Origin of the sequence: Hydrococcus rivularis NIES-593 (genome assembly GCF_001904635.1) — a bacterium.
Taxonomy (GTDB): Bacteria; Cyanobacteriota; Cyanobacteriia; order Cyanobacteriales; family Microcystaceae; genus Hydrococcus; species Hydrococcus rivularis.
In genome coordinates this window covers 29018-45120 of sequence record NZ_MRCB01000035.1, presented here as the reverse complement: position 1 = coordinate 45120, position 16103 = coordinate 29018, and the positions used below count along the sequence as shown (strand labels likewise).

General features: G+C 47.2%; 16 protein-coding genes. 8 read left to right on the top strand and 8 right to left on the bottom strand.

Annotated elements, in window-relative coordinates:
- Nucleotides 1–316 precede the first annotated feature (316 nt).
- Nucleotides 317–1519, bottom strand: a complete 1203-nt coding sequence (locus tag NIES593_RS20255) for a methionine adenosyltransferase (RefSeq protein WP_073601303.1) — start codon at nucleotides 1517–1519, stop codon at nucleotides 317–319.
- Nucleotides 1520–1777: 258 nt separating this feature from the next.
- Between NIES593_RS20255 and NIES593_RS20250 the strand changes: the two genes are divergently transcribed.
- The 4 genes from NIES593_RS20250 to NIES593_RS20235 all read left to right on the top strand — a co-directional run bounded on the left by NIES593_RS20250 (nucleotide 1778) and on the right by NIES593_RS20235 (nucleotide 4429).
- A complete protein-coding gene (locus NIES593_RS20250; RefSeq protein ID WP_217651986.1) occupies nucleotides 1778–2164 on the top strand; it encodes an HPF/RaiA family ribosome-associated protein in 387 nt (128 codons plus the stop codon).
- 106 nt (nucleotides 2165–2270) lie between these two features.
- Entirely contained in the window at nucleotides 2271–3032 is a 762-nt protein-coding gene (locus tag NIES593_RS20245; protein ID WP_073601302.1) for a PRC-barrel domain-containing protein, read from the top strand.
- A 5-nt stretch (nucleotides 3033–3037) separates the two neighbouring features.
- Nucleotides 3038–3709 (top strand): phosphoribosyltransferase, encoded by a 672-nt coding sequence (locus NIES593_RS20240; RefSeq protein ID WP_073601301.1) that lies wholly within the window; start codon nucleotides 3038–3040, stop codon nucleotides 3707–3709.
- 51 nt (nucleotides 3710–3760) lie between these two features.
- Nucleotides 3761–4429, top strand: a complete 669-nt coding sequence (locus NIES593_RS20235) for a MarC family protein (protein WP_073601300.1) — start codon at nucleotides 3761–3763, stop codon at nucleotides 4427–4429.
- A 39-nt stretch (nucleotides 4430–4468) separates the two neighbouring features.
- On the opposite strand, the gene NIES593_RS20230 is transcribed toward NIES593_RS20235, so the two are convergent.
- The gene (locus NIES593_RS20230; RefSeq protein WP_073601299.1) at nucleotides 4469–4711 is read right to left on the bottom strand and encodes a hypothetical protein; all 243 of its coding nucleotides are present in this window, start codon (nucleotides 4709–4711) and stop codon (nucleotides 4469–4471) included.
- Between the two features lie 52 nt (nucleotides 4712–4763).
- Complete coding sequence (locus tag NIES593_RS20225) at nucleotides 4764–5462, bottom strand: DUF6629 family protein (RefSeq protein WP_073601298.1); 699 nt, start codon at nucleotides 5460–5462, stop codon at nucleotides 4764–4766.
- A 538-nt stretch (nucleotides 5463–6000) separates the two neighbouring features.
- On the opposite strand from NIES593_RS20225, the gene NIES593_RS20220 reads away from it, so the two are divergent.
- Nucleotides 6001–8703, top strand: coding sequence for a UPF0182 family membrane protein (locus tag NIES593_RS20220; RefSeq protein ID WP_073601297.1), 2703 nt, complete (start codon nucleotides 6001–6003; stop codon nucleotides 8701–8703).
- Between the two features lie 12 nt (nucleotides 8704–8715).
- On the opposite strand, the gene NIES593_RS20215 is transcribed toward NIES593_RS20220, so the two are convergent.
- The 5 genes from NIES593_RS20215 to NIES593_RS20195 all read right to left on the bottom strand — a co-directional run bounded on the left by NIES593_RS20215 (nucleotide 8716) and on the right by NIES593_RS20195 (nucleotide 13938).
- Nucleotides 8716–9543, bottom strand: a complete 828-nt coding sequence (locus NIES593_RS20215; RefSeq protein ID WP_217651985.1) for a DUF1838 domain-containing protein — start codon at nucleotides 9541–9543, stop codon at nucleotides 8716–8718.
- A gap of 48 nt (nucleotides 9544–9591) precedes the next feature.
- On the bottom strand, nucleotides 9592–10809 hold the full coding sequence (gene alr, locus NIES593_RS20210) for an alanine racemase (RefSeq protein ID WP_073601296.1): 1218 nt from the start codon (nucleotides 10807–10809) through the stop codon (nucleotides 9592–9594).
- Nucleotides 10810–10980: 171 nt separating this feature from the next.
- Entirely contained in the window at nucleotides 10981–11403 is a 423-nt protein-coding gene (locus NIES593_RS20205; RefSeq protein WP_245817666.1) for a hypothetical protein, read from the bottom strand.
- A gap of 496 nt (nucleotides 11404–11899) precedes the next feature.
- Nucleotides 11900–13351 (bottom strand): RtcB family protein, encoded by a 1452-nt coding sequence (locus NIES593_RS20200; RefSeq protein ID WP_073601307.1) that lies wholly within the window; start codon nucleotides 13349–13351, stop codon nucleotides 11900–11902.
- 155 nt (nucleotides 13352–13506) lie between these two features.
- Nucleotides 13507–13938, bottom strand: a complete 432-nt coding sequence (locus NIES593_RS20195) for an archease (protein ID WP_073601294.1) — start codon at nucleotides 13936–13938, stop codon at nucleotides 13507–13509.
- Nucleotides 13939–14245: 307 nt separating this feature from the next.
- On the opposite strand from NIES593_RS20195, the gene NIES593_RS20190 reads away from it, so the two are divergent.
- The 3 genes from NIES593_RS20190 (at nucleotide 14246) to NIES593_RS20180 (ending at nucleotide 16038) form a co-directional block, all read left to right on the top strand.
- Nucleotides 14246–14569 carry a hypothetical protein gene (locus NIES593_RS20190; protein ID WP_015142154.1) on the top strand — a complete coding sequence of 108 codons (324 nt, stop codon included), beginning with the start codon at nucleotides 14246–14248 and terminating at the stop codon, nucleotides 14567–14569.
- A gap of 48 nt (nucleotides 14570–14617) precedes the next feature.
- Nucleotides 14618–15280, top strand: a complete 663-nt coding sequence (locus tag NIES593_RS20185) for a phosphoribosyltransferase (protein WP_073601293.1) — start codon at nucleotides 14618–14620, stop codon at nucleotides 15278–15280.
- A 68-nt stretch (nucleotides 15281–15348) separates the two neighbouring features.
- Nucleotides 15349–16038, top strand: a complete 690-nt coding sequence (locus NIES593_RS20180; RefSeq protein WP_073601292.1) for a dienelactone hydrolase family protein — start codon at nucleotides 15349–15351, stop codon at nucleotides 16036–16038.
- The last annotated feature ends 65 nt before the right edge of the window (nucleotides 16039–16103 follow it).

Sequence of the window (16103 nt, the reverse complement as noted above, 5' to 3'; positions counted from 1 at the left end):
CATGTGTTAGGCACGCCGCCAGCGTTCATCCTGAGCCAGGATCAAACTCTCCATGTTGTGATTAGAGTTTGTGGCTCCGAGAACTAACTGTTCCGGAATCCTCAAATTGTTTTGATGTCTTGGGGGGTTCCCAAAAAATCAATGCTTTTAACGAGGATTGGATGTTCGATTGGCTTTTAAACTATTAATTTGTCTAGGTTCGGCGTGTCTTGGTGCTCCCTCGACACTCTCTTACTACTATTTTAGCGCAGTGAAGAGGACAATTGTACTAGGAAAGAAGCGATCGCGCGACTTTGGGGGATGTGAGATTTACAAATTAATAAACAGGGATCTCTCCCCGAATCAACGCTTGCCAAAGGGTACCTATCTGCAATAAGCGATCGCGGACGATCTCTTCGACGCGATCGCGAAACCCCTCAACTAGCATAACTTGTCGGGTTTGGATCTGCACGTCAATCAGTTGCGGCTTACTAATCGGTTTGCCAATCTGGCTGACGAGGTAGCAGTAGGCAGTGGTTATATCGGGAATTTCCTCGACAATAGCGGCGGCGATTTGACTGGCAACTACATTGTAAAGCTTACCTACGTGGGTAACTGGATTCTTTCCGGCAGCCGCCTCCAGAGTCATGGGACGACACGGCGCAATCAATCCGTTAGTCCGGTTGCCTCGACCAACCTGACCGTCATCTCCCGCTTCAGCCGAAGTTCCGGTTACTGTCAAGTAAGCGCTTAAGCGCTTCACATCATCCCCTGTATTAATCTCGACAGTGACGGGTAGATCGGTCACTTGCCGGACGAGATCTCGAACGATTTCCTGGAGACGGGCTTTTTTGCAGCAGTAGTCGTCGAGGTCGCGAACATAGCGATCGACAAAAGCACAAGCGACGGTCAGTTGGATTTCTTTTCCCTGTCTGATTCCCATCACCTTAATGTCTTCGCCGATTTCTGGGCAAGAGTGCTTAAATTTTGGAGCGTTGAGAGATTTTTCGATTCGATAGACAACTTGTTCGAGAGGACTTAGCGGTGCATAGCCAACCCCGCAGGATGTATCGTTTGCTAGCCAGTTTCCCGTTGCCGAAGCGCGATCGTACAACTCGGCGAGATCCACCGAACCAGGGCGGACGAGACAGTGAATCTTGACGTGTCGTTCGGGATCGAGGGCGTGGAAGTTTTGGCGTAGCCAATCCCGACAGCTTGCGATCGCCAACTCTTCTACAGGAACCTTAACTCCCTTGAATTCTTGGGTTGCCCTTCCAGCTAGAAAGATTTCGCTTGGTGCTAGCACCCGTCCGCCGCCAAAAGCTGGGCAAGCGCTCCCGCCCCAGAGGAGAGCCTTATCTACGTTGTGATGCAAAAGGCAGCCAAAGCGTTCGTAATAGAATTTGCACAAGGCAATACTGACCTGCTCGGCTAGCGCATCGCAAATCGTATCTGGGTGTCCCAATCCCTTGCGCTCGACAATTTCTACTGGCTGTAATTCAATGGGCATCGCAGTCAAAGGGCGAACGATCGGCTTCATAATTTATTTCCAGCGATCGGGGTGGCTATAGAAGAGATTTTTTAGAGTTTTGCTACTTTCCGAAAAATTCCTAGTAAATCTACAAATTCCTCACATTTGGATTTTAGAATTTAAATAATATAGATTAAAAAAAATTTCCTCTCCTAGCTCCTGAGTTGATTCCTAGGAATCAATTAGGAATTAATTCCATTATTGTGCAAAGGTTGAAAGAGTTTTTGAGCGCGATCGCACTGTGATTTTGAAGGAAAGATTATGCAATTGCCAGCGTCAATCACCTTTCGCCACATCCAGCCATTTGAGGCAATTGAGGCGAGAATTCGCAAGGATGCTGCTAAACTAGAGTGTTTCTATGACCGAATCATGAGCTGTCCGGTTGTCGCGGAGTCTCCGCATCGACATCACTACAAGGGCAGACCCGATCGCGTGCGAATTGACCTGACCGCGCCCAATGGGGAATTGGTTGTGAAACGCGATCCACCTGAGCATCAAACTCACGAAAATATCTCTGTAGTAATTTGGGATGCCTTTGATGCGGCAAAGTGCAAACTGCAAGATTATGCTTGCCTTCCGCGGCACGAAACCAAGACTTTCGTTTCATCGAAGAGGAAGGCAACAAAGGTCTCCAAACCAGTACTGTCAGACTAATTGGCAAACACCATCTGCTAGGTTAAACCAGTAATTGCGAATTGTGAATTGATAATTGCTCGGCTACGATCGCAGCTAAAAGTAGACCAAAAGAGGAATAAAGCTAATGTTTAGCGTTGTGCGTTACAGTCAAATTATCGGTCTGATAGCGGTAGATAGCTCTACTGCCTCGCGTTTGGGCGAAGTAGAAGAAGTTTGGCTCGACGAATTGGGACGAATTGCCTATTTGTCAAGCACGCAAGGATATCTGTCATTAGAGCAAGTTTCTGGAGTGGGAACTACTGCCATATCGATCTATGGACGTATTTATGACCGCGCCGCGCCAGTGAATCTCCGTCGCCTACATCGGCTGGTAGTGCGATCGACCCTAGACGAACCGTTGGGCTGGATAGAAGATTTCCTCTTCGATTGGCATACTGGCGAGATCGTGGCTTATATTCTGGCTGGAGATATTGCCGAATCTTTCGGGGGAAGAGCAGTCCTCTATCCCGAAGATGTACTAGAGATTGTTGGCGAAAGAATTGTTATCCGAGAAGGAGCCAAAGATCGACTCAAGAGCGAAGCAGAAGGGCTAAAAGGTTTCTTGAGCGAGAAATCCGATCGAGTAAGACACCTCGTTAAAATAATTAGCGATCGCCTTCACGATCTCATTTCTCCCCACGACAAACCCGAAGTGGTGCGCGTCAAGATCGAGACAGTGAGTGACGAACTTGCCAACTCTGACGAACACGATCGCCATGCCTTGCAAGAAGCCACGGACTTTTTGCAAGAACAATGGCAACATTTACAACAAAGCATCAGTCGCGCAAGCAATCGGGCAAAATCTGCTCTCGATTCTGCTTGGAAACAGATCGCTGGCAAAAGGTAAGCGTTATGACGACAAGATTTCGCAATCGAACGGAAGCCGGACAGCTACTGGCAAAAAAACTAACTGCCTACGCCAATCGCGAAGATGTGCTAGTGTTAGGACTTCCTCGTGGAGGAGTTCCCGTTGCTTATGAGGTGGCAAAGGCATTGAATGCCCCATTGGATATCTGCTTGGTGCGTAAGCTTGGCGTACCGGGACATAAAGAACTGGCAATGGGAGCAATCGCATCGGGTGGCGTTCGGGTACTCAATTACGATGTCGTGAGTTGGTTAAACATTTCCGGAAAGACGATTGACAAGGTAGCTCAAAAAGAACTACGAGAATTGCAGCGACGCGATCGCGCTTATCGAGGCGATCGTCCCCCAGCCGACGCGCGCGATCGCACCATCATCCTAGTCGATGATGGCCTAGCAACTGGCTCTACCATGCGGGCGGCGGTTGCTGTACTGAAAGAACAACAGCCCAAGTCAATTGTCGTTGCCGTTCCAGTGGCACCACCAGACACCTGCAAAACTTTAAGTGCTGAAGTAGACGAGGTAGTGTGTCTCATGACACCAGAACCGTTCTACGCGATCGGTCTTTGGTACGAGAACTTTGCTCAGACAACCGATGAAGAAGTACGCGAATTGCTAAACGAGCAGTTGTCAGCGGTCAAGCACGAGGCTATCTCATTCTAGTAGCCAGAGAATAAATTCTCTTGACGATTGATAAGACTTATAAATGAACTAATGAACCTCCAGCAGTTTGTCGAATTTGCCATCGGGAGTTTTGCGTCTCTGTTCCCGATCGTCGATCCCCTCGGGAGCGTGCCGATTTTTCTGGTGCTGACGGCGAAAGACCCCCCGCGTCTCCGTCAACAGACTGCCGATCGCATTGCTGTGTACACCGTCTTGGTCTTGGTGTTGTTTCTCCTGGTAGGGAGTGGGATTCTGCGCTTTTTTGGGATCTCCCTAGAGGTAATTCGGATTGCTGGAGGAATGGTGGTAGTTCATTCGGCTTGGCAGATGATGGGTGCTAGGTCTCGCCTCAGCAAACGGGAAAATGAGAAAGCGATCCATCGGCATCAAAACGAGCAGTATGAGGATATTGCCTTCACTCCCATGACAATGCCAATGCTGGCGGGTCCTGGAGCGATCGCTACTATCCTCGGACTTGCTGCCCAGGCGGGGCGAACCTTGACATTAGCGACCTTGCTCAACCTTTTGGCAACGCTGTTGGCGATTGCGTTGCTAGGGGGTACGATCTGCCTTTTTCTGAGGGCTTCATGCTGGCTGCTGAATTTCTTCGGAGAAACGGGTATTATGGCATCTAGCCGTATTCTGGGATTCATTACCATGGCGGTGGGCGTTCAGTTCATCCTCAACGGGTTGGCAGATTGGTTGAAGGACTTGCAGTAGTTCGGCGAACTACTATTTTTTAGACGGTAGCAGTTTTTTTTAACCGTCAATAACATCAATGACAGAAAGATAATCGTTTTGAATTAGATCGGCAATGAAGATTTCCGGATCTAGAGTTCTGATAGCAACGCCATCTTCAGTTTGACAACGCTTTGCCATCTGGTTCATAAAGTCTTGGAGACTGTTTGAAGAAATTGACTCTTGGTGCTGAAGTTGTTCTACTAACTCAGTCGCTGAGTCAGCGTTAAACTTAGTTCCCTGACGAGTAACATAAATAGTCATAGCTGCCTCCGAGAATCTTGAGGAAAAAATCACTGATATGAGTGCGAAAGACTTACAGGTTTAATTCACTAGCTTTATAGCAACTACTCATGGCGATAGCGTCTATTCGGTACATAACGTAGGCGAGATAGAGGGACAACAGTGCAGCAAAAAAACACCACACTGAAATAAAGGCATAGTAAAACGTTAGGACAGCAACAATTACTGAAAGCAAAATCAGAAAACCAAAAACTTTAACGCTTTGGTGAGAAGAAATTAGTAAAGGCAACAAAATGAGGGAGGCATAAAGTAGGCAAACCAATTCCCTTGACACAAAAGGATTGAAGATTAATCTCGTTTGATAATCAATCGAGTGATGAATTGTTTGAATAGATAACCAGTTCTCGTGGATTAACAGCGGGAAGTATAGCGATGCGCCATAGAGAAGCCCTACAATGACAAATAGCAAACTAATATCTTTTAGAACGCGATCGCGTTCTAAAACAAAGGCTAAAAAAGGAATCCAAAAAAGCCAAAACCAATGAGAGAAGAAGAGAAACCCTAGAGAACCAAGCGCGATGAAATTGGGGTTGCCCGCGTCGATTCCCAGCCACAAAATCCCTTCCAATCCCTGTTGTATTCCAAAGGCCAATGGAGAACACGCCATTGACAAGTACTCGATATCTTTAGCAATGGCTGTTTTGACACAATAAATTCCTGTTGGAATTAATACAGCACTTAGGATAAAACTAACTGATGCCGAAAAGCACATTTTCTTGCTCCTAACAGTGCTTCATCGTTGCGATCTAGACCTTTGTTTTTTCTATAAAACAGAATTTATCTAAAGATTTTGAGGAATTTGTGAGTTTTTAGTCGCTTATGATTGCGATTAGACTGAACGATTGCTCGAACCGCGATCGTTCGCTGAAAGTCAACTGCTAATTCCAGCAACTGTTCTCGCTGGCATGACGAAAGATCTTGCCTCCTTTATAGATAATTATGAGCTTGATTGATATCTATATTTCGGGCAAGCTCTTGTATGTTGAGATCGGTAAACTTTTTAAAACGAAGTATTATCTACCTTCCAAACAAGCGACAATAAAAATGTAGCCTCTATGTTAGGAGGCAGCTTTATGAAACGGAATCGCCAGCAACATTATCCTAAATCTCTCAAAACGCAACTGCCTAAGGACCTTTCTCCATCGAGAGAGCAGTTTAGACACCGCGATCGGGGCATTCGTAGCGGACGCGTAAAAGTCAATCGTTGACAGGACGCGGAAGCGCCAAAAACAACTAATAAATTTTGTGTAATGAACGGTGGGAGACTTTTCAAACCTATTCTCATAGTTGCGATCGCGGGTCTTTTGTTGTCTAAAACCCTGACCCATCTTCTTACGGAGGCGTGGTGGTTTGACTCTGTTGGTTTTTCTGGGGTTTTTTGGACGAGACTGACTTGGCAAATTTTCGTCTGGGTAGGCACGTTTGCTGTATATTTCCTATTTTTGTGGGGAAACTACCGATTTGCCATGCACCGGACGCGCCATCGTGCCTTCCGCTTTTTTGAGGGAGACAACTGGTTAGCCTCTGCCGAGACAAGCGCCAATTTCATCGCGTTCGCGGCGATCGCACTAGCAGCTTTAGTTGCAGCCATTGTCAGCCTCCCAGCCTGGGAAACCGTTCTCAAGTTCCTGCATCCCACTGAATTTGGCAACCGCGATCCCATTTTCAGGCAGAACATCAGCTTTTACATCTTCAAACTGCCCTTCTATGAAGGCATCTGCTACTGGCTTTTAGGACTTTTGTTGGCAGGAGTCCTCCTGTCGGGACTAACCTACGTTCTCAAAGGCGAAATCGCGCCGGGACGAGGTTGGAGCATTAGCCTAGCAGGACAAGCTAAAACTCATTTAAGCTGCCTTTTCGCTGCGATCGCCCTCCCGCTTGCTTGGATTTTCTGGCTCGCACGCTATCGTTTGCTCTACACTAGCTCTGGAATCGTCTTTGGGGCTGGCTATACCGATGTTAACGTCCGGTTGTTGGCTTACAAGGTCATGGCGCTTCTGGCGTTGGGAATCGCCATAATATTCCTGCTTTCGATTGGGCGGCGAAATTTTCTACTTCCCCTGCGCGGACTGGGAATTGTCGCGATCGCCTGGGTACTACTCGGCGTTATCTCTCCTTGGTTTGTCCAGCAATTCATCGTCAACCCCAACGAACTCGTCAAAGAAAAGCCTTACATCGCACACAATATCAAATTTACCCAAGCTGCTTATCGCCTCGACGACGTGCAGAGAGAAAGTTATGCTGCCGAGGCGAGACTAAACCGTCGGGTTTTACAAAATAATCAAACCACCATCCGCAACATTCGCCTGTGGGATTATCGTCCCCTACTTAGTACCTACCGCCAGCTTCAGGAGATTCGGCTTTACTACGAATTTAAGGATGTCGATGTCGATCGCTATCGTATCAACGGCAATTACCAACAAGTCATGCTTTCGGCAAGAGAACTCGCCTTTAATCAGATCCCCCAGGAAGCCCGAACCTGGGTTAACCAACGGCTGAAATACACCCACGGCTACGGGTTAGTCATGAGTCCGGTCGATCGTGCGACTGCCGATGGCTTGCCCGAACTCTATATCAAAGATATTCCGCCCGTCTCTCAAATCGATTTAAAGGTAAGCCAGCCCGCGATTTATTATGGCGAACAGACTGATAATTATATCTTTACAGGGACGACGACCGATGAGTTTGACTATCCCCAAGGCGATAGCAATGCCTTGACTCGCTATCGGGGGCAAGGCGGTGTAGCCATTCCCTCATTCTGGCACAGGCTAGCTTATGCCTACGACCTGGGCAGCTTGCAAATTTTGATTTCTAATTACTTTACCAACCAAAGCCGCATCCACTACTATCGACAGATTCAGGAACGAGTCAGCCACATCGCGCCGTTTTTGCGCTATGACAGCGATCCCTATTTAGTGGTTATCGACGGCAGATTGCAGTGGATTTTGGATGCTTATACGGTTAGCGATCGCTATCCCTATTCCGAACCCGTTAGCCACAGTCAAGACGAGGGACAACCGTCAGATATTCTGCGCGATCGCGTCAACTACATCCGCAATTCGGTTAAAGTTTTAGTGGATGCCTATGACGGCACTTTGAGATTTTTTGCTATCGATGAAAGCGATCCGTTACTCGCAACCTACCGCAAAATCTTTCCTAACTTGTTTGAGGCGAGGACGGCAATTCCTGAAGCAGTTAAAGCCCATTTTCGCTATCCGCAAGACTTGTTCGTCATCCAGGCACGGATGTATCTGTCCTATCACATGAGCAATCCAGAGGTATTTTACAATCGCGAAGACCTTTGGAATTTCCCGATGCAAATCTACGAGGGCAATCCAGTTCGCATGGAACCCTATTACGTTCTCGTGCGCCTGCCGGGACGGGAAGAAGCTGAATTCCTGCTCATTTTGCCCTTCACTCCTGCCAACAAAGACAACGCGATCGCCCTGATGGCGGCGCGTTCCAACGGCAAAGACTACGGCAAACTGCTGCTGTACGAGTTTCCCAAACAAAAATTAGTGTATGGTCCCCGACAAATTGAAGCCCGCATCGACCAAGAACCGCAAATATCCCAACAGTTTAGTCTTTGGAATCAGGCAGGATCTAGGGTCATACGCGGCGATCTGTTAATAATTCCTATCGAGCAATCCTTGCTCTACGTCGAACCCGTTTATTTGCGCGCAGAACAAGGCGAATTGCCTCAACTCAAACGCGCGATCGTCGTCTATGACCAAGCCGTTGTGATGGAAGATTCCCTCTCAAAATCTCTAGCGGCAATTTTTGGCGGCGAAGAATTGCCAAAAGCAAGAGAGGGAGAGAGTTCCCGATTAGCTCGATCTGCCCTAGAAACTTATCAAAAGGCACAAGAGGCATTGAAGCAAGGAAATTGGGCTGAGTACGGACGCTATCAGGAGCAGTTGCAGGAAATTTTAGAGCAGTTGTCAAATGAATAAACTACTTCTATCTTAATCGTTTCCGGATTCCTGACTCTCTAGGTCCGGAAGCGGAAAGATTTCTCCAGTTAGATAAGCGTCAAAGTGTTGTTGGAAATAGCGCCAAGAGGTCATATCTTCCCGGTCTAAGAGAGATTGGGGTGCATTGCGATAGAGGGGGACTCTGGTGTTAATTTCATCCTGAAGGAGTTGTGGCAATTGAGTGAAGTCGCTTACTTTGCTGCCCCAAGCGCTATAAATAAGATGACCGGGGCGATCGCCCATTTTCATCCAAGGCAACCAAGGACCGATTCTGTCCCAACAGAGATACAACTGAGAAACTGAGTTAATAGCGGGATTTAATAAGTCTGCTAGGGGTACGGTCAGCTTAAATAATTCGACAGCTTGATAGGTTGGGTTGGGACTGTAGCCGACAAACCTTTCGTCTTCAGCTAAGGGATTTGGGTAGGTGGGAAAAATGTCAAAAACAAAGGTAGCAAAGTCGCGATCTACATAAGCTGGAAATTGTCCCTCGAAATAACTTTGTACTGGGTTGTTGGCAACATGCATGACCGGAACAGCTTCTCCCGTCCAGGGATTTTCCCATTGTTGCAAAACTCCATTCGTACTCGGATCGAGGTAGTAGGTTAATTCTCTTGATGTAAACTCCCAGCCTCCATCTTTGGAAGGAATGCAGCGACTCACGCTCATTCCAACTATATTAAAGAGGCGTTTCCGTTTCTGTCCGGGAACAAGAGCATAGAGCGAACCACTCCAAGTCAGCCATGATTGTTCGCTAGGTTCAAGAGAAGCACGGACTTTAACAAATGTTTTAGCATCAAATTCTCTCACTGAAGTCATAATCTTCAGCCTCCTTAAATCAAAATTTATAGCAAGCTGGGGAAGCATCTACAGAATTGTTTGGGTTAACTGTTCCCGATGTCGATTGCTGCTAACTCGCGGCAGTCGATGCTTAAAACCGCAGAGAATTTCCCAAGAAATCGTTCCTAAAATATCTGCCCAATCATCGGCAGATATTTCTCGATCGCCATCTTTACCAATTAAAGTCACAACCTCTCCCACTTGTAAGTCGGGAATGCTGCTTACGTCTAGCATTAATTGATCCATCGTAATCGCGCCAATTTGTGGGACTCGTTGCCCTCGAATTAGCACCTGCATGCGATTAGACAGATTGCGTGGTACGCCATCGGCATAACCGATTCCCACGACGGCTATACGCATTTCGCGATCGCTAATAAATTGATGTCCGTAACTCACTCCCGTTCCTGGGGGAATGGTTTTCACTTGGGTAATTCTCGCTTTAACTTGCAAAACGGGTTGGAGATCGACTCGCGATCGCAAATGAGGGGCAGGATAAAGTCCATAGAGTGCCAAACCAACTCGCACTAGATCGTAGTGTAGGTTGCGATCGCTCAGAGTAGCGGCAGAATTAGACAAGTGCAGGCGCGGCGGTACGATTCCGGCTGCTTTGAGTTGTCCGATCGCTTCTTGAAACCGTTGGTGCTGTAGCTGCATGGTAGTGGGATCGGGATCGTCAGCCGTAGCAAAATGGGAATAAATACTGGCTATTTTCAAACCGGGCAACTGCTGGACTAATTGCACGAACTCTAACGCCTGTTCCCAGCGCATTCCCAAACGAGACATCCCCGTGTCTAACTTCAAATGCACGGGGATAACCTTATTCAATTCTACCATTGTTTCCGAAAAGATTAAGGCTTGCTGGGGATTGCACAGAGTCGGTTGTAATTTCCAGTTGGCGATCGCGGCGACTTCTTGTGGGGTATTGATAGCGCCTAAAAGCAGAATCGGAGCAACAATTCCCGCTTCCCTCAGTTCGATTCCTTCGCCCAACGTCGCAGTTGCCAGCCAACTCGCGCCCGCTTGCAATGCTGCTTGGGCAACTCTTACCGCCCCATGACCGTAGGCATCCGCTTTGACTACTGCCATCAATTGGGTTTGCGGCGACAAAACTTGTTTAATCTGCCTGACATTATGTGCCAAAGCAGCGCGATCGATTTCTACCCAAGCTCGATGGCGAATAATTTCAGACAATTGATAACTGTGACGACTTTCAGGAATAGAACGCAGCGTTTCCGAACCCAGCACGGTAGAATACCCCTCACACGCACACTCAGCGAAGCTCGATAAATTTGAGTTCCTCTAAGTCCGAGATATGCTCAAATTAACAAAAGTTCCTCAAAAGTCAAGCTCCTAAAATTATTCTTTATCATTTGCCGTAAAAAACTCGGAAACGGTTAAGCGGATTTAAGGAAGACTTTAGCGGCATCCTACTACCGAAGCTCTGTAAGTTTTGCCAATTGCATTAAGTTCGCCAACATAGAGATTAACTTGATACGGAATAACTCCTCTGCGAGGATTTCCTGTAATACTTATTGATTCTCCTTCTTTAAGAGAAACTGTTTGATTATAAACCTCTCCAGATGTATCGTCACTGTATTTGAGATTCATTCTAATTGTATATTCTCCTGGATCTTTGGCTCTTATTGTTGCAATATAACGGTTATAAGAAGCTGTCGGTTCTACGGCAAAATCGGTGTTCCAGTTATTTCTATATATAACAGAAGCCCCTGGAGGACTAACGGTTTTTTGAACGCTTGCTCCTTCTCCGCCAACAACTGGTAAAGCCTTACAATTAGCAGCCTTAGCAGGTAAATTGGGATTCAAAGACAGGCTTGTCATTGCGATTATCCCTACACTTAGCCAATTCTTGATGAAATGCAAAAATTGCATTTTTCCTCCTAATCAACAATCAAATTTAGTTGGGTTTTTACAGTTATTTATGGTCAATAACCACGACTTTACTATTAAGAGAATTTGTCTTTTAGCAGCCTAGCAGAAATCTAACTAATTCTCGATCTATTTCAGGAGGGAAATAGCTAAGTTGAACCCTATTCTTTGGATAGAATTTTAGCCTTGTAAGACTCTATCTATAGACTTATACGGATACGGAGCCTATTTATAAAAAATAGGGGATGGATGGCTATCGCCCTCACCCCAACCCCTCTCCCAGAGCGGGAGAGTGGCTCTCAACTTAAGACTTTGGACTGAGGTTCCTTCGCCCTTTGTGGGAGAAGGGATTTAGGGGTGAGGGGACAAAGATTTGTCAGTCAACCAGGATGGATGGTGCGTCATTGACCCACCATTCCCTATTGAAGCGATCGCTTGTCTCAATCAATTATCCTTTTACTACGGCAATGGGATGCAGACGAGCTACTTTATGAGCGATGCCAGCTTTGCTCACTGCTTCCACAACGCGGCTGACATCTTTGTATGCTTTGGGCGCTTCTTCGGCAAGTCCCGGCATCGAACCCGCACGAACGCTAATTCCTTCATTTTCTAACTCCTGCCGTAAGAGATCGCCCCGAATTTCCCTTTTCGCTTTATGGCGGCTCATCACCCGTCCCGCACCGTGACAGGTAGAACCGAAAGACAATTCTTCATTAGTGTTCGTTCCCAGCAAAATCCAACTCTCCGTTCCCATCGAACCGGGTACGAGAACGGGTTGACCGATCGGGCGATACTCACTTGGCAGCCCTGCAAATCCGGGACCAAACGCCCGCGTTGCCCCCTTGCGGTGGACGCAGACGGTCATATCTTTCCCTTCAATGCGGTGTTTTTCTATCTTCGCCATATTATGGGCAATATCGTAGACTTGGCGTAGGGGATTTTCTCCGGCTTGCGAACCGAATATCTCTTTGAAACTGCGCCGCGCGTGATATGCCAACGTTTGACGGTTGGCAAACGCATAATTGGCAGCTGCTTTCATTGCCGCTAGATAGGCTTGTCCTTCGGTTGAATCGATGGGCGCGCAGACCAATTCGCGATCGGGTAGTTGGATGCCGTAGTTGATGACTGCCCATTGAAAGTCTTGGACGTAATCGGTACAAATTTGGTGTCCGAAACCGCGAGAACCGCAGTGAATTTGCAAGGCGAGACATCCTTCCTGCAATCCCATGATTTCAGCCGCTTCGCGATCGTAGATTTCCTCGATGACATCGACTTCTAGAAAGTGATTGCCCGCTCCCAGCGTACCTAATTGACCTCTACCGCGTTCTTTGGCGCGTTTGCTCGCCTTGCTAGGATCTGCTCCTTCTAAGCAGCCAAATTCCTCGGTGCGCGGTAAGTCTTCTTCAAGGGCATAGCCATGCTCTAGCGCCCAGCGAGCGCCCTTTCGACATACATTGTCTAATTCTTCTGTCGTAAGAGGGATGCTTCCCTTTTCGCCAACCCCGCTGGGGCAGTTTCGGTAGAGAGTGCTTGCTAAGTCGCTTAAATAGGGTTTGGCGCTTTGATAGTCGATGGGCGAGGCTAAAACGCGAACGCCGCAGTTGATATCGTATCCAACTGCTCCAGGAGAAATAATACCTCCGGGTACAAGAGAGGCCATCACGCCGCCAATCGGCATGCCGTAGCCCTGGTGTACGTCGGGCATAATGGCAACATGACCGACTAAACCGGGCAGGCAGGCAACATTGACTGCTTGGGTAATGGATAAATCCCCCAAGGCATCCTCTAGAAGTTCCTCATCGGCGAACACCCAAACGGGAACTTTCATTTGTGGATGAAAGGAGGTAGGAATTTCCCAAATGTAATCGTTAATTCGACGAAAATCCTGTTTAGTAATCATCATAAATCCTCGTATTAATTTAGTTTTTTCTATCAGCGAATACAAGTAATTAACGCTAAAAGTTTTGACGGGTAATGCTTAAAATGGATGTTTTGTGAGGGTAACAACTCCAGGAGAGTATTGCTTGCCCTATACTCAATATACTACAGCTTGTATTATACGTCTAAGACTATCGTCGCCTCAAAACCCGTTTCTGTAGAACGAATTGCTAGGTTGTGGTAAGTGGCTGCTTTGATATCTTTGAGCCATTGTTGGACGGGCAAACCAGTGACGGTTGCCTGTAAATTGCGCTCGTCGAGCTGTAGGATTTCTATGCGATCGCAGCCGAGATTTTCACTTTCGTGAAGGTGAAGCAGTTCGTTTAACCAGGCAATAAGTAAACTTTCGCTGTCGATTCCCTGCAAGCGAATTTCTCGGATCGTCTCTGGGCGATCGCTCAGTCGAGCGCCTGCTAGGTGATAAAGTCCTTTGGCTGCTTGGATAAATAAGGCTTCTAGGCTTTTTCCCCAAACTCGATATGCCCAATCAGCCGTATGTTCGATCTCTTCAAACCCTTCTGTTGCAGTTAGGTCGCTTTTATCTTTCATTTTATAAAATTTTGGTTAGTTTTAAATAGTTTGGAGTCTCTATTCATCTTAGCCAATCAAATTGCCTGTTGGATATTTTAAAAGTTGTTTGAAATTAACGAATGGAGAAAGAAGAAGAAAAAAGAAACCCTAAAACTAAAATTAGGAAATTTCATTGAGTTTGCTCGCCAGAAATCTCGATCGTATTTTTTAACATAGAGAGTTTAAAAAAATTGTTAATCTAGTATTAGATAAAGAGTGGGGCTTCATCGCTACAGTTGCCGAACTTTTATTAACGCTACAAGCAAAAATTAAGGAGGCAGTAGCTATGTTAAAAGAAAGATCGAGAGAGCCAATCAGTCGCTCGACATCAAAAAACAATTTACAACTCATTCCCGATCCTTGGGAATTACCAAACCCTGAGTTGGAAAACGAATCGGCTCAAGCGTGGCAACCTGCTATAGAGTTGCACCCCTTAATTAGTGCGGGAGGAAATCCAACAGCTTTACAACTACCGAGTCCTAAAATCAACTCGATCGAACTCCTATTGCAAGATTGGCTGAAGCTGGGGAAAGAGCAGGCGAAAAAACTTGCAGAAAACGTCAGGGAAGCCTTAGGACTACTTTATTGGATAGAAACGATGGCGTACTGAAGTATAAATTCCGAATTTTAAATCGAGAATTCGGATAAGGGAAAAATCATGACTACACTATTACACAATAGAATTGAAGCGGGTCAACTGCTTGCATCCAGGCTAACAGGTTATGCCAATTGCCCGGATGGAATCGTCTTGGCGCTACCTCGCGGTGGGGTTCCCGTTGCCTTCGAGATTGCTAGAAAATTGCGGCTTCCGTTAGACGTGTGCTTGGTACGCAAGTTAGGCGTGCCGGGACACAAAGAGCTGGCAATGGGAGCGATCGCTCCCAATGACGTAACGATCGTCAACCGCGATGTCGTCAACTGGCTGCACATTTCGCCCGAAACCATCGAGCAAGTTGCCGAGCAGGAAAAAAAGGAATTAGCACGACGCGATCGCGCCTATCGAGGCAATCGCCCCTATCCGGAAATTCGCGATCGCACCGTTATCCTCGTCGATGATGGCATTGCTACGGGAGCAACCATGCGAGCGGCGATCGCCGCCTTGCGACAGCAGCACCCCAAAGAAATCGTCGTCGCCGTCCCCGTTGCTGCCCCATCGGTTTGTCAAGAGTTAAGAACCGAAGTAGACAAACTAATTTGCCTCAGAAAACCAGAACCCCTCCATTCTATTAGCCTCTGGTACGAGGATTTTTCCCAAACCACCGACGAAGAAGTACGCGATTTACTAGAGAGAGCAGAACGCGAACTCATGGTAATGAAATAACCGCGACCAGTTACCTAGCGATCGCCAAGAGCTTATCAACAACTAACGATAAAAACACAAAGTTAAAAATGAACGAAAAATCCACAATCGACTGCCGAGAATGCGCAGTTTCCGTCACGGCGGGCGAAGTCTTTCTCAAAGGAACGCTGGGCATTCCCAAAAACGCCAAAGGAATCGTGTTGTTCGCTCATGGCAGCGGCAGCAGCCGACACAGCCCGCGCAACCAATATGTGGCGCGAGTGTTGCGCCAAGCGGGGCTGGCAACGCTGCTGATCGACCTGCTGACGCAAACAGAAGAAGCGATCGACCGCCAAACCCGACAAATCCGCTTTGACATCGACTTGCTTGCCAAACGAGTGATTGGAGCTGCGGAATGGCTGGTTCAAAATCCGATCGCCCGACATCTAAAAATCGGTTATTTTGGCGCTAGTACGGGAGCTGGTGCAGCTCTCGTTGCAGCGGCAGAACGTCCCGAACTGACGAGCGCGATCGTTTCTCGCGGCGGACGACCGGACTTGGCAGGTGTGGCGCTAGCGCGCGTCAAAGCCCCAACCTTACTCATCGTTGGTGGAAAAGATCTGTTAGTCATCGACATGAACCGAGAAGCGATGAAGCATCTCCAGACAGAAAAAAAACTGGAAATTATTCCTGGCGCCACCCATCTCTTTGAAGAACCAGGCACCTTAGAAGAGGTAGCCCGACTAGCCAGTCAATGGTTCGATCGCTACCTCAGCAGCGATCGGCTCCCTAAAAACTAATGTACAGACAATAAATATCCGCTTCTGAATAAGAGCGCATCTGTACCATTAATAACTGATTACTG